This window comes from Aeromonas sp. QDB54, from assembly GCF_027707385.1.
Lineage (GTDB): Bacteria > Pseudomonadota > Gammaproteobacteria > Enterobacterales > Aeromonadaceae > Aeromonas > Aeromonas hydrophila.
Genome location: NZ_JAPCIT010000016.1, coordinates 31371 through 45041 on the forward strand (window position 1 = coordinate 31371; position 13671 = coordinate 45041).

Genomic DNA, 13671 nt, shown 5'->3' on the forward strand with positions numbered 1-13671 from the left:
AGGCCCTGTGCCCTCGTAAAGCTCTGATGAGTGTTTTGCGACCCATATCATGGGTGGCGCCTGTTGTTGGCCCTCGCCTCTTGGCTTGTCAGGACAGAGAGGTGACCAAGGCGACGTTGTTTGAAGTGGTCTCAATTGTGCCTTTATAACGCAGGGTTAAGTCTCGGGTGAAGCTATTTGACCAACAGTCACCCAAGTAGGTGCCAACGAATGGCAGATCTTCAGATGCGGGCACTCACCTTGCTTCCCATAAGCTCGGGCCTGCTAACGCTTTATGACGCTTCGCTAATCGAGTCAGTGCAATGGGAGGGTGGGTAAAACAGAGAGGAGAAATCAGAAACCCGGCCACTGACGGGGCGTGGTGGCCGGGTGAATTGTAAAGAGTAGGGTGACAGAGAACGCGGGGTATCAGCCTAGTCTAATCAACTCGATGGGGGCGTACTGCTCCCGGGAGTTGGCCAGCAGCACGCACTTCTCATGCTCGGCCTGATAGGGGGTCAGGTTGTCGGTGTGGGCCTCTTTCAGAAAGTCGACGGCGCCGGTGGCGGCGATCATCACGCGCTGACCCGCTGTGAGCGCATTGCGGTTTCGGTCATAGATTTTCATGGCACTCTCCTTTTGTGGGGCCCGGCGGTATGCCCGGGCTGCGCGAATCAGCCTACACCCCTGCCAAAGTGTGATAAATGTCACAGATCAAAAATGAGCCAAAGAGGGACTCGGTGCGTCGGCAAGGGCGAGCGGGCTTGCCGCGCGGGGTCGTCCAATCCTGTCGCTGGGAAGGCAGGTGGATTCTGCTTTTTGCGGGGGCGGGCTCGAACAAACGGGGGGATACGCTATAGTGGATGCCGCTCGTACAACTGCCTTCAACCAACCGAGAGCGCATTATGAATCGTGATATCGTCGCCCAGTTTATCAAGATGCTGACCAACCTCGACCAGTGCCTGGCCAAGGCCGAGGCCCACGCCGCCGCCAAGAAATTCAATGTGGAGAACTTCTTCGGCGATCGGCTGATCGTCGACATGCTGCCATTCAGCAAGCAGGTGCTGATCTGCTGCGACAGTGCCCGCGCCGTGGTGGCCACCGCCAGCCTGAGCGAGCCGCCGGTGCTGGGGGATGACCCCAAGACCATGGCGGATCTGCGCGCCCACGTGGCCAAGACCCTCACCTATCTGCAGAGCAAGCTGGATGCCGATTTCAGCCAGTATGCGAGCGGCCACTACTACCCCTACTGGGCCGGTGGCAAGGGGATGGACGGCTACACCTGCGTGCACGAGTACGGCATCCCCAACTTCTACTTCCACCTCACCATGACCTATGCCCTGCTGCGCAAGGCCGGGGTCGAGCTTGGCAAGGGGGATTACCTGGGCGCCATCAACCTGCAATAAGCGCTCCGCGTCATCCGGGCTTTGGCCCCGCATAAAAAGAGCCTGCCACTGTGGCAGGCTCTGTCGTTTTCGGGGTCACCGCAGGTGGGTTACTGCGCCGGGATTTCGGGCTCCACCAGGGCGGCCAGCTGGGCCAGCGACTCCTGCCAGCCGAGATAGCACATCTCCACCGGGATCACCTCGGGGATCCCCTCCTGCACGATGGCGAGCTCGGTGCCGCACACCACCCCGGTCAGGATCACGGTCACGTGCATCACACCCGGCAGGTTGGGATCGTCGAACCGGTCGGTGTAGCGGATGCGCTTGCCCGGTTCGAGCTCCAGGTATTCGCCGCCAAAGGCGTGGCTGTTGCCGTTGCCAAAATGGGTGAACGCCATCCGGAAGTGGCCGCCGACCTGCGCCTCCAGCTGCTCCACCCGGCAGGTGAAGCCATAGGGCGGCAGCCACTTGGCCAGCGCATCGGCCTCGATAAAGGCCCGGTAGATCCGCATCGGCGGTGCCTTGAGCACCCGGTGCAGCCGCACTGTTCCTGTCCTCATCTCTCTGTTCCTCGTTGCCTTGGGTCCATCAAGGATAGTCGGTTGCGTCCGTTTGCCGACGGCTGGCCGGCTGCGGGCCCTAGAAGGGGCCGTTGCGCTCGCGCAGCTGGTCGGGCAGGCCGTCGTGATCCCCAAGCTCGCGCTCGGGCACCGCATCCCAGTGCCGCGCGCCGATGAAGCGGTTGCGCTCGGGGTGCACGGCATAGTGGATGTGGTTGTCCGCCCGATCGGTGTCGCCCACGCAGAGCAGTCGCACCGGCTGATCGGTATTGTTGATGAAGGTGTGGGCCAGCCCGTCACCGGCCTTGAAGCCGACCGAGTCACCGGGCTGTAGCCGATGCAGCACGCCATCGAGCCAGACGTCCGGGGTGCCCTCCAGCACATGGACGAACTCGTCCTCGGTCTCCTCGGCGTGGGGCCAGCTGGTGCGCCGGCCCGGCGGCAGCAGCTCGTGGTGAATGCCGAGGCGGGCAAAGCCGTAGTGCCTGCCGAGGGCGCTGCCCAGGGAGAGTGGCTCCTCGCTGCCGGAGTAGCGGCCGGGCTCGGGCTCCTGCAGTTCGCGCCAGTGCTTGATGCTGGGGTGACGGTTCATGACGGCTCCTTGTCGAATGAAAGGGGAAACAAGCGGCCCCGTGCGGGCGCACGGGGCCGGGATGGGCGTCTTGCGCCCGGGAGGCGGCGAGCCGGACTAGCGGCCCAGGTTGTCGGCCAGCTGCTTGGCGCGGCCGGCGGCCCACTGGTCGATCATCTTCTCCATCTCGCTGGCGGTGATGGGGCTGTCCTTGTGGGTGGTGTCCGGGCTCTCGCGCGCATCCATCACCCGCACCAGCAGCTTGCCGTTCTGGGAGTCGAGTAGTTGGGCCATGCTGCCCACCTTGAGCAGATAGGGCTCCTTGCCGATCACCTCGCGGGTGACGTTGATGGCGATCTTGGCGGGCAGCAGATCCCGCAGCTTGGGGTCGGGCCGGGTCAGGTCGAAGTTGGTGATGGCAGCCTGCACCCGCATCACGCCGGGGCCGGGGGCGGTGGCAATCTTGACGCCGTGGCTCATCAGCTCGCGCTGGAAGGTGGCGTGGTAGTAGCGGCCGATTTCGTTCTGTTCGTTGGCGGTCAGCAGGTACCACTGGCCGTTCTCCTGGCGGATGAACTGCAAGGGATCGAGCAGCACCTGATGGTACTGGCGCAGATCCACGCCGGGCTCCTTGTAGATGCGCTGGTTGGGGTTGCTTTCGCTCTGCTGGAAGGCGGTCAGCGGAATCGCCTGCAGGCTGTGGGATACCTGGTTCTTCACCGCGCAGCCACCCAGCAGAATGGCCACCATGCCCGCGATTACGGCTCTTTTCATCTTTTGCTCCTGATTGCGGCGCTTGCCCGACCCTGGCATCCGGTGCGCAGGGCATTGCAAGAGAAATAACCGATTCAAAGAGCGCCCACAAGCGAAGAGTGCAGCGGCGTTCAGGCGGGATCCAGCCCGCAGGCGGCAGCCACCCGTTGGCCGGGACATGACGCTAATACAATGATTTTGCTTCGGATAGGCAATCATTTGATCAAGGTTGCGGATATTGGCGCCGTTCGCTCATATAATCGCCGCCATGAAACTGATTCGGAAGGATTCGATGACCAGCCTGATGGCGGCCCTGTGCGGGCTGCTGCTCTCCTGCCTGGCCTGGGCGGCACCCACCCCCTTCGTCACCACGCCCCCTGACAGCACCACCACGGCACCCTCCGCCAGCATGGAGCCGCTGCTCTCCTGGTTTACCGGCGAGTTCTCCAGCCGCGAGCAGGCCAGCTACGACAACCGCTTCACCAGCGCCGAGCTGCGGCTGGTGGAGATCTGGCCCGGCTACAAGGGTTTTCGCTGGGTCTATGCCGAGCAGTTCCTGACCGAGCGGGCGGTACGCCCGTTCCGCCAGCGCATCTACCGCTTCTCGCTGGTGCCCGACGGTCGCATCCTGATGGCCGAGCTGACCATGCCGCGGGCCATCGACTTCGCCGGCGCCTGGCGCCAGCCCGAGCTGCTCGATTCCCTCACACCGCAGCAGCTCTCTTTGCGTCAGGGCTGCGAGATCTGGCTGACTCGCCAGCCGTCGGGGGAGTACGCCGGCCACAGCAAGGTGGGCAGCTGCTCCACCAATTTTGGCGGCGCCAGCACCCTGGTGCAGTACCTCTGGATCGGTCCCCACAGCGTGAGATTGCTGGACCGGGCCTACGACACCGAGGCCTATCAGCGCTGGGGCAGCCCGGGGGAGGGCTATGTCTATCTGCGCCGGGTGAAACAGCGCGGCGAGTAGGGCTACGCCCTACAGCTGGTGGCGCTGCTCGCTCAGGTAGTCGATGAGCAGCCGCAGGCGCAGTGGCAGCGGCTCCCTGGCCGGGTAGAGCAGGTTGACCGGGCGCGGGGCAGGCAGGGCATCCGCCAGGATCTCCTGCAGGGTGCCGCGTTCTAGCTCCTCGCTCAGCAGGGCGCGCGGCTGCAGCAGGATGCCGGCATGGTTGAGGGCGGCCACCTTGAGGGCGCTGCCGTGGTTGCTGATGAAGGGGCTGTCCCACAGGTGCAGCTGTTCGAGTGGAAAGGCCTCGGCCAGGCTCGACTGGCCGAGCCAGGGACTGAATCCCAGGCAGTGGTGGCGGGCCAGATCCGCCAGCGTGAGGGGAGTACCGTGGCGTTGCAGGTAGTGCGGGGATGCGCAGAACACCGAATCGGAGCTGGCCAGCGGCCGGGCGATGTAGCCGGCGTCCTTGGGCTGACCGACCCGGAAAATCAAATCAAAGCCGTCACCGATGACGTCCACCAGCCGATCCGACAGGTCCAGCTCGATGCGGATCTGCGGGTAGCGCTCCATGAAGCGGCACAGCAGCGGCGTCAGCCGGTAGCTGCCGAAGGTGACGGGGGCATTGATGCGGATCCGGCCCGCCGCCTGGCCGGTATTGGCCAGGGTGTTCTGCTCCAGCTCCCGGTAGTGTTGCAACAGGTTCTGGCAGCCGGCGAGGTACTCCTGGCCCGCCTCGGTCAGGCTCTGGCAACGGGTATTGCGATTGAGCAGGCGGGAGCCGACCCTGGCCTCCAGCCACTTGATGTACTTGCCGATCATGGCCGGCGTCATTGCGAAACGCTCCGCCACGGCGGCAAAACTGCCCGCGCGGGCAACCTCGACGAAGATCTCGATGGCCGTCAAGCGATCCACTCTAAACTCCTGGTTTATAAAGCCGAGCGCCACTATGTCTGGCTGGCGTCGCGGGTGTCAATATACTGGGCGGCAGCCAATCCACGCTGGAATCTCTCCCGATGACACTCGACTATTACGCCCTCTATCTGCTGCTCGCCATCGGCACCGTGCTGAGCCCGGGGCCCGCCGTGATCTACACCATAGGCAACACCCTGACCCGGGGCACCCGCCACGCCATCGCCGGCTTTTGCGGGGTGGCGGTGGGCATCCTGCTGGTGGCGAGCCTGGCCTCGCTGGCGGTGCTCTGGTTCACCCGCTGGCTGGCCGCGGGCCAGCAGATTCTCACCCTGGGCGGCGCCCTCTACCTGCTCTATCTGGGGCTCAACTCCTGGCGCCAACGGGCGGTGAGCCCGGTGCCGGGGGCCGGGCCGGATCGGGATTGCCGTCGCAGCTTCATCAAGGGGGCGCTCATCAGCCTGCTCAACCCCAAGGCGATCATCTTCTTCACCAGCCTGTTTCCCCAGTTCATCGACTTTCGTCACGGGGCCCTGGGCCAGTGCATGCTGCTGGCGATCACCTTCAGCGCCGTGGTGCTGGTGGTGCATGGCGGTTACTGCCTGGTGTTCCACTGGATAGGAGCGCAAGGCTATGGCGAATGCTTCGCCAGGGGGATCAACCGGCTGTCGGCGGTGATGTTCACCGGCTTCGCCCTGTTGCTGCTGTTCAAGGGGTTGAGGTAGAGAAGAATAGGGGCCGGTGGGCAGCGTGGGAGCTGCCCACCGGCTTGGAAGGGAAATCGTGACGGGATGGCGTTTAACCGCGCCATCCCGTTGTTTTATCAGAGCTTGAACAGCGGGCGCAGGCGGATGCCGATCAGGCTGCCGGCGAGGGCCATCAGCATCCAGACCCAGCCGTGCAGGCTGCCGGAGGCGGTGCCGTCGAAGAAGCCGCCGAGGTTGCAGGCGCTGTACATGGCGCCCATCCCCATCAGCAGGCCGCCGAGGATGGAGGCCAGGCTGTTGCCGAGCCGCATCGGGGCGAAGGTGCCGCCACCGCTGATGCAGCGCGCCAGCATGGCCCCCAGGATCCCCAGCCAGAACATGCCGACCATGGGGTTGATGAACAACGGTTGGGCCAGCTTGGGGTTCCCCTCGAACAGGCCGAACAGGGAGGCACCGCGCAGCGCCATGTCATAGACGGCGCCGGTGATGGTCCAGGCCGAGCCGTGCAGGGCGACCACGGACGAGTTGAGCAGAGCGATGATGATGCCGCCGGTCAGCACGGTGAAGCGGCCATCGCGCCAGAACAGGTTGCCGCCGCTGAAGAGAGGCTTGAGCTCGCCGGTACGCTTGAGTTCGCTCTTGCGAAACAGCAGGAACAGCGCGGCGACCAGCGCCAGGTTGAGCAGCATGCCGCTCCAGATATTGCCGGTCAGGTCTTTTGCCAGTACCACATGGCTGGAGAAGGTGGCCTCCAGTTCGGGGCGGAACTGGTTGCTGATGAGGGTGCCGATGCCGTAGCAGAGCAGCACCAGCCAGAAGCGGGGTTGCCCCTCGCCGCAGCAGTAAAGGGTGCCGGTGGCACAGACGCCCGCCAGCTGCATGCCGATGCCGAACAGGAAGGCGCCGACGATGAAGGGAATGCCGATGGCCATCACGTTGCCCACCATGGCATCGCCAAACAGGGCGTGGCTAAAGGAGAGGAAGCAGGTGAACAGCAGAATTTCGATGGCGATGGTGAGCAGGTGAACCCGCACGTAGTAGCTGTTGCGCTTGGTCAGCATCTCGCGCCAACCGAACACGATGCCGAAGCGGCTGAAGGAGAGGGTGAAGCCGAAGCCGAATCCGATCAGGGCCATCAGAGCCCATTTCATACCAAAGGTGTTGCCGAGCCAGAGTAACGCTCCCCCCGCGATTGCCACGATGGGGAGCGACCATTTTCGATTCATGCTGTTGTTTCCTGTGCGTCATGGATGGAAGCCGTGCATCCTATTCCCACATTGAGTCCGATTCCAGCCCGGATCGGGTGGATGGCCGGAAAATCCGGGCAAAACCCCATCCAGATCAATTCATGATGGCAGGGGAAGCGAAATGAGGATGAATCCGTTTTCGTGCGGGAAATAATGTAGCGGCAGCTCCTTGCTGGAATTAAATAGCAAAAGATGAATTTATATTTTGCGCCGCCAAATATTTCTGGGTAGAATCTTGGCGTGTTATCAACAGATGGAAGGATATTATGGAAAGCGACAGTTGTAGCCGATTGCACAGCGCGATGTGGGCTAATCAGAACTGAGGTTGATATCCCTTCTTCTCCCTCACTCTGATCGCTCAGAGTGTGGCATCTAGCGAGTCATCCCGACTCTTGCAACCCAGTCCCGCCGGGATCTGCGTTGCTCCCCGGATTGTTCCACTCACTCTGCGAGCCATGCCGCCTCGCGCCCCAGCAATTGCACGCCTTGCCACGTACGCCCTTTGTCATGGGCCCGGGGCTGCCCGTTGCGCCCGTTCACCGGATCTTTGGCGAGCAGGGACAAACAGGCCGGCGTGAAATAACAGGATGGACAGCTTGTATTGAAAACAACGTGGTTTTCGATAGGCTGTGTTGCGAATTTAAATAATGAAGGTCTCTTCTTTATATATTTGGAAATATGCGCTGGCTATTTCTCAATATATTCATGGGGTGCGGTTGATTGCTCATGTGACCGGACCATGAATCCTCCTCATTATTATTCGGCCATCATGCCGTTATTGTTGCCTGTGGTTATCCTGATCTCCTTTATCGGTCCGGTCGCCCCGTTGCGGCCCTTGCCTCCTGCCGATAACGCCGCCGCGCGGATCTGCCCGCCGGCGATGACCTGCCGTGCCCTCGATATGCCGGGGCCGGCTTGCTACCGCTCAACTCGGAGGAACCGTCATGACCGAAGAGCCCAAACCTAGACCCTCGGGGTCCACGCCTACCCACTCCTGATCCCCCTGCGGGGAACGGGATGCGGTGTCCTGACCCCTGATCCGACCCGAGCATGCCGGTGTGGTCGCGCAGACTGCTGTCTGCGGGCCCCCAGTGTGCGGCGGCTATTTGCCCGCTGCAGGGTCCATTGCATTTCACTTCAGTACTGACGCCAGGCCCGGCCCGCGACAGGGCCCGCTTGCGCGTAGAAATCAGGATAACGAGTCATGAAACAACAACATACCGCCAGCCGGCACAAGCAGCAGGGGTTCGTTGCCCCGGCCAGTGCCAGGGAGAAGCTCTCCTCCCGGGTGCTCGACGAGGCCGACAAGTCCCTCGAGTACACCCTCACCGCCGTGCGCGGCAACATCGATGGCCTCACCGCGACCGAGGCCGCCAACCGCCTGATCCAGTTTGGTCCCAACGAGGTGACCCACGACAAGCCGCCCCATGCGCTGATCCAGCTGCTGCAGGCGTTCAAGAACCCCTTCGTGATGGTGCTGATCGTGCTCGGGCTGGTCAGCTACGTGATGGACGTGCTGATGGCCGAGCCGGGCGACGAGGACTGGGTCAAGGTGATCATCCTCGGCGTCATGGTGGGCCTGAGCGGTCTGCTGCGCTTCTGGCAGGAGTACCGCTCCGCCAAGGCGGCCGAAGCGCTCAAGTCGCTGGTACGCAACACCGCCACCGTGCAGCGCCGCCCTTCGCCCGGGGTCGCCCCCCAGCGCAAGGAGGTGGCGATGACCGAGCTGGTGGCCGGTGACATAGTGCACCTGCAGGCGGGGGACATGATCCCGGCCGACATCAAGCTGATCGAATCCCGCGATCTCTTCATCAGCCAGGCGGTGCTGACCGGCGAAGCGCTGCCGGTGGAGAAGTACGACACCCTGGGCGCCGTGGCCGGCAAGTCGGCTGACGGCACAAGTGCCGGGGAGGCGGGCATGCTCGATCTGCCCAACATCTGCTTCATGGGCACCAACGTGGTGAGCGGTACCGCCCGCGCCGTGGTGGTGGCCACCGGCAGCGACACCTATTTCGGTTCGCTGGCCCGCAACGTGGTGAGCCACAAGCGCATCGAGACCAGTTTCGATCGCGGCGTGAACAGCGTCACCAAGCTGCTGATCCGCTTCATGCTGGTGATGGTGCCCATCGTCTTCATGCTGAGCGGGGTCAGCAGCGGTGACTGGATGTCGGCGCTCACCTTCGCGCTGGCGGTGGCGGTGGGGCTCACCCCCGAGATGCTGCCGATGATCGTCTCCGCCAACCTGGCGCGCGGCGCGGTGGCCATGGCCAAGCGCAAGGTGGTGGTGAAGCGGCTCAACTCGGTGCAGAACTTCGGCGCCATGGACGTGCTCTGCACCGACAAGACCGGCACCCTGACCCAGGACAAGATCATCCTCGAGCACCACTACGACGTGCGTGGCCAGCGGGACGACCGGATCCTGCAGCTGGCCTGGCTCAACAGCTTTCACCAGAGCGGCATGAAGAACCTGATGGACATCGCGGTGGTCGAGCACGCCGATGCGCTGGGGGAGAGCTGCAAGCCAGCCAACTACCGCAAGGTGGATGAGCTGCCGTTCGACTTCGTGCGCCGGCGTTTGTCGGTGATCGTGCAGGACGATCTGGGCCAGCAGCTGATGGTCTCCAAGGGGGCGGTGGAAGAGATGCTGGCCGTCTCCAGCCAGATCGCCGATGGCCAGGAGGTTAGGGAGCTGACCGACGCGGATCGCCGTGCCCTGCTGCGCCAGAGCGAGGAGTTCAACGCCGAGGGCTATCGGGTGCTGATCGTGGCGACCCGCGAGATCCCGGCAGGCGAGTGCAAGCAGAGCTATCAGACCCGTGACGAGATGCAGCTGGTGGTACGCGGTTTCCTCACCTTCTTCGATCCGCCAAAGGACTCTGCCGAGCCTGCCATCCGCGCGCTGCGCGAATACGGCGTGGCGGTCAAGGTGCTGACCGGCGACAACCCCATCATCACCAGCAAGGTGTGCCGCGATGTGGGACTGAATCCCGGTGTGCCGCTGCTCGGCAAGGATATCGAGGTGATGGACGACGTGGCGCTGTGCACCGTGGTCAAGCACACCACCATCTTCGCCAAGCTGACCCCGCTGCAGAAGTCGCGGGTGGTGAAGGCGCTGCAGGCCAACGGCAACACCGTCGGCTTCCTCGGTGACGGCATCAACGATGCGCCGGCGCTGCGGGATGCGGACGTGGGGATCTCGGTGGACAGCGGTGCCGACATCGCCAAGGAGACCGCCGACATCATACTGCTGGAGAAGAGCCTGATGGTGCTGGAGGAGGGGGTGATCAAGGGGCGCGAGACCTTTGGCAACATCCTGAAGTACCTCAACATGACCGCCAGCTCCAACTTCGGCAATGTCTTCTCGGTGCTGGTGGCCTCCGCCTGGCTGCCCTGGGCGCCCATGCTGGCGATGCAGATGCTGATCCAGAACCTGGTGTACGACGTCTCCCAGATGCTGCTGCCGTGGGACAAGATGGACCCCGAGTTCCTCAAGCGGCCGCGCAAGTGGGAGGCGAGCAACATCAAGCGCTTCATGCTGTGGCTCGGCCCGACCTCGTCGGTGTTCGATATCAGCACCTACTGCCTGATGTGGTTCGTGTTCGGCGCCGGCGCCCTCTATGCCACCGCCAACGGCAGCATGGATCCGCTGGTCAACGGTCAGGCCATCATGAACTCCGGCTGGTTCATCGAGGGGCTGGTGTCGCAGACCCTGGTGGTGCACATGCTGCGTACCCGCAAGATCCCGTTCCTGCAGAGTACCGCCACCCTGCCGGTGCTGCTCTCCACCTCGATCGCCATCGCCATCGGCTGCTACCTGCCGTTCTCGCCGCTGGCCGAGCACTTCGGCTTTATCACCCTGGATGGGCCCAAGTACTTCATGTGGCTGGTGATCACCATGCTGGCCTACATGGGGCTGACCCAGACCGTCAAGAGCATCTACATCAAGCGCCACGGTCAGTGGTTCTGATGAAGGGCCAGTGAGAGGGCCGGTTACCCGGCCAGGAATAGTGAACGCAAAGAGGGATGGCCCGGGCCATCCCTCTTTTTCATGGCTGGAACACGGGTGTCAGTGCAGGACCAGGGCATAGGCCTCGCCGGCCATGCCGGTCAGGATAGAGAGGCTGACGGCGCCAAACAGCAGGCCGGTGACCAGATTGAGCGGACGCTGCACGCGGCCGAGCAGGCGCTGGGCCCGCACGGTGGAGAGGCTCCAGGCCAGCACGCCGAACCAGACCAGGGAGAGCAGGAACAGCTCCAGCACCAGCAGGCCGCGAGTCAGGCCGTCCACCTGCGGCGTCACCATGGCGGCCAGCAGCCCCATGAAGAACAGCAGTGCCTTGGGGTTGAGCAGGTTGGTGGCAATGCCGCGCTGAACCCCCTTGCGCCAGCCCTGCGCCTCGCCGCCGGCGTGCAGGGCGAGCTCGGCCGAGCTGTGCCAGGCCGCCTTGAGCGCTCCCCAGCCGAGCCAGCCCAGATAGAGGGCGCCGACCACCTTCACCGTGATGAACAGCCAGGGGTGTTCGGCAATCAGCAGGCTGATGCCGGTGAGGCTGAGGGTGGCATGCACCAGGATGGCGAGCGCGATGCCGAGCGCCGCCCCGAGGGCGGTGGGCCTGTGCAGGCTGGTGCGCAGGATCAGCGCGAAGTCCGGGCCCGGGCTCGCCAGGGCGATGAGATGGATGAGACCTATGGTCAGAAACAGGCTGGTGAACATGGAAACCTCTGGGACAGTATCGAGTTCACAGCATGGCGGATTGCGGAATCGCCGGATTGTAAAAGATTGCAGTGCGGGGTTAGTCGGTGCGCCCGCTGGCGGCCAGCATCTGCTGGCGAAAATCGGCAGGGGTGAGGCCGAACGCCTGGCGAAAGCCGTGGTGAAAGTGGCTCTGATCGAAGAAACCGACCGCCAGCGCCACCTCGCTCACCGGCAGGCCGCTGCCGAGCAGGCGCTTGCTCTGTTCGAGCCGCAGTCGCTTGAGCCAGGCATAGGGGGTCATTCCGGTCTTCTTCTTGAACTGGCGCAGAAAGGCGAAGCGATCCAGCCCGAACAGGGCGGCCAGATCCTCCAGACTGTGGCGTTCATCCAGCCGGGCCAGCAGATGGTCGCGCAGGTACCTGAGCTGGGGGTCGGCCAGGGCGTGGCGCTCGGGTGCGATGTGCAACAGGTCGCCGAGCAGGGCCAGCAGCTCGCTCTCCGCCAGCAGGCCGTCTGGGCTGGGATTGTCCAGGTACATGTGCAGCCGGGCAAAGCCCTGATAGAGGTCGGGGCGGCGCTGCAGCCCCTGGTCGAAGAAGGGTTCCGGGCTGTCCGGCAGCCAGCGGGCCAGCTGCTCGGGGGCGATGGCGAACACTCGCACCTCGTACCCTTCCGGCAGCAGGCTGAGGCCGTCGTGCATCTCGTCCGGGTTGACGGTGGAGAGCTCGCCACGCACCAGGTGGTGGCTGCTGCCCTTGTGGATGAATTTCTGGCCGCCCTGCTGCACCAGACCTATGTGGTAGTCCAGGTGCACATGGCGGCCATAGCTGAACTCCCTGTGGTGGGAGTGGGAGAGTTCAACCCCCGGCAGCAGCCGGGATTGCCAGTAGTGGATGCGGGATTGGGGTGCGCTCATCGACTATTGATAACCTGAAACCCGAACGCGGGCTTGTAGATTATTGCAGCGCTGCGCCCCCTTGCCGTCAAGCCTGCTCCGCTGCCTGCCGGCGCTTGCCGCTGCGCAGTCCGTCCAGACTGAACAGTACCAGCGCGCTCCAGATGAAGGCGAAGGTGATCATCTTGTCCAGTGCCAGCGCCTCGCCATACAGGGTGACCGCCAGGATGAACATCAGGCTCGGCCCTATGTACTGGAAGAAGCCCAGGGTGGAGAGCTTGAGCCGGGTGGCGGCGGCGGTGAAGCAGAGCAGGGGAGCCGTGGTGACGGCACCGGCGGCGATCAGCAGCAGGTTGAGGTGCCAGTCATTCTGGGTGAGGTGGCTGGTGGGGCTGTCGGCAAAGCCCCACAGATAGATGGCGGCCGGCGGCAGCATGATCAGGGTCTCGATCAAGAGGCCGGTCAGCGCATCGAGGGCCAGCTTCTTGCGGATCAGGCCATAGATGGCGAAGCTCGAGGCCAGCACCAGCGCGATCCAGGGCAGGGAGCCGAAGGCGATGATCTGGATCGCGACGCCGATCGCCGCCAGCCCGACCGCCCACCACTGCAGCCGGCGCAGCTTCTCGCTCAGGAACAGCATGCCTAGCAGCACGTTGAACAGCGGGTTGATGTAGTAGCCGAGGCTGGCATCCAGCATGTGGCCGTTGTTGATGGCCCAGATGAACAGCAGCCAGTTGCCGCCGACCGTGATGGAGGTGAAGGCCAGGGTGAGCAGCACTTTCGGCTGGCGCAGCACCGCCTGTACCTTGTGCCACTGGCGGCCGAGCAGGGTCAGCACCATCAGCAGGGCGCACGACCAGATCATCCGGTGGGTCAGGATCTCGGCGGCCGGCACGGCGGCAATGGTCTTGAAGTAGATGGGGGCCAACCCCCAAAGGGTATAGGCGCACAAGGCGTAGATGACGCCCTGGCGCTGAACGTGTTGCTGCATGCGGATAACCTTCACTGGAGAGTTGGATG

At 63.7% G+C, this 13671-nt stretch carries 13 protein-coding genes; 4 read left to right on the forward strand and 9 right to left on the reverse strand.

The window, feature by feature from the left end; genetic code table 11:
• Window positions 1-408: 408 nt before the first annotated feature.
• The gene (gene ydfZ, locus PG881_RS15835) at window positions 409-606 is read right to left on the reverse strand and encodes a putative selenium delivery protein YdfZ (protein ID WP_041217242.1); all 198 of its coding nucleotides are present in this window, start codon (window positions 604-606) and stop codon (window positions 409-411) included.
• A 278-nt stretch (window positions 607-884) separates the two neighbouring features.
• On the opposite strand from ydfZ, the gene PG881_RS15840 reads away from it, so the two are divergent.
• Window positions 885-1385 (forward strand): DUF1993 domain-containing protein, encoded by a 501-nt coding sequence (locus tag PG881_RS15840; protein ID WP_039214812.1) that lies wholly within the window; start codon window positions 885-887, stop codon window positions 1383-1385.
• Window positions 1386-1474: 89 nt separating this feature from the next.
• Here PG881_RS15840 and PG881_RS15845 read toward each other — a convergent pair whose 3' ends face one another.
• The 3 genes from PG881_RS15845 to PG881_RS15855 form a co-directional block, all read right to left on the reverse strand.
• On the reverse strand, window positions 1475-1924 hold the full coding sequence (locus PG881_RS15845; RefSeq protein ID WP_011704236.1) for an SRPBCC family protein: 450 nt from the start codon (window positions 1922-1924) through the stop codon (window positions 1475-1477).
• Window positions 1925-2003: 79 nt separating this feature from the next.
• Window positions 2004-2516: a cupin domain-containing protein gene (locus tag PG881_RS15850; protein ID WP_017410560.1), complete on the reverse strand. Its 513-nt coding sequence runs from the start codon at window positions 2514-2516 to the stop codon at window positions 2004-2006.
• Window positions 2517-2612: 96 nt separating this feature from the next.
• Window positions 2613-3269, reverse strand: coding sequence for a DUF3313 domain-containing protein (locus PG881_RS15855; protein WP_017410561.1), 657 nt, complete (start codon window positions 3267-3269; stop codon window positions 2613-2615).
• Between the two features lie 271 nt (window positions 3270-3540).
• On the opposite strand from PG881_RS15855, the gene PG881_RS15860 reads away from it, so the two are divergent.
• Complete coding sequence (locus tag PG881_RS15860; RefSeq protein WP_201887367.1) at window positions 3541-4215, forward strand: chromophore lyase CpcT/CpeT; 675 nt, start codon at window positions 3541-3543, stop codon at window positions 4213-4215.
• A 9-nt stretch (window positions 4216-4224) separates the two neighbouring features.
• On the opposite strand, the gene PG881_RS15865 is transcribed toward PG881_RS15860, so the two are convergent.
• Window positions 4225-5109: a LysR family transcriptional regulator gene (locus PG881_RS15865; protein ID WP_043163415.1), complete on the reverse strand. Its 885-nt coding sequence runs from the start codon at window positions 5107-5109 to the stop codon at window positions 4225-4227.
• 101 nt (window positions 5110-5210) lie between these two features.
• Here PG881_RS15865 and PG881_RS15870 point away from each other — a divergent pair, with 101 nt between their 5' ends.
• Window positions 5211-5831, forward strand: a complete 621-nt coding sequence (locus tag PG881_RS15870; RefSeq protein WP_270801265.1) for a LysE family translocator — start codon at window positions 5211-5213, stop codon at window positions 5829-5831.
• Between the two features lie 98 nt (window positions 5832-5929).
• Here PG881_RS15870 and PG881_RS15875 read toward each other — a convergent pair whose 3' ends face one another.
• Window positions 5930-7039 carry a YeeE/YedE thiosulfate transporter family protein gene (locus tag PG881_RS15875; RefSeq protein ID WP_175044385.1) on the reverse strand — a complete coding sequence of 370 codons (1110 nt, stop codon included), beginning with the start codon at window positions 7037-7039 and terminating at the stop codon, window positions 5930-5932.
• A gap of 1225 nt (window positions 7040-8264) precedes the next feature.
• On the opposite strand from PG881_RS15875, the gene mgtA reads away from it, so the two are divergent.
• Window positions 8265-11027, forward strand: a complete 2763-nt coding sequence (gene mgtA / locus PG881_RS15880; protein WP_270801267.1) for a magnesium-translocating P-type ATPase — start codon at window positions 8265-8267, stop codon at window positions 11025-11027.
• Between the two features lie 99 nt (window positions 11028-11126).
• On the opposite strand, the gene PG881_RS15885 is transcribed toward mgtA, so the two are convergent.
• From PG881_RS15885 to rarD, 3 genes are all read right to left on the reverse strand, one after another.
• Window positions 11127-11774: a LysE family translocator gene (locus PG881_RS15885; protein ID WP_162275563.1), complete on the reverse strand. Its 648-nt coding sequence runs from the start codon at window positions 11772-11774 to the stop codon at window positions 11127-11129.
• 79 nt (window positions 11775-11853) lie between these two features.
• On the reverse strand, window positions 11854-12672 hold the full coding sequence (locus tag PG881_RS15890; protein ID WP_270801269.1) for an AraC family transcriptional regulator: 819 nt from the start codon (window positions 12670-12672) through the stop codon (window positions 11854-11856).
• Window positions 12673-12739: 67 nt separating this feature from the next.
• On the reverse strand, window positions 12740-13642 hold the full coding sequence (rarD, locus tag PG881_RS15895; protein WP_011704249.1) for an EamA family transporter RarD: 903 nt from the start codon (window positions 13640-13642) through the stop codon (window positions 12740-12742).
• Between the last annotated feature and the right edge of the window lie 29 nt (window positions 13643-13671).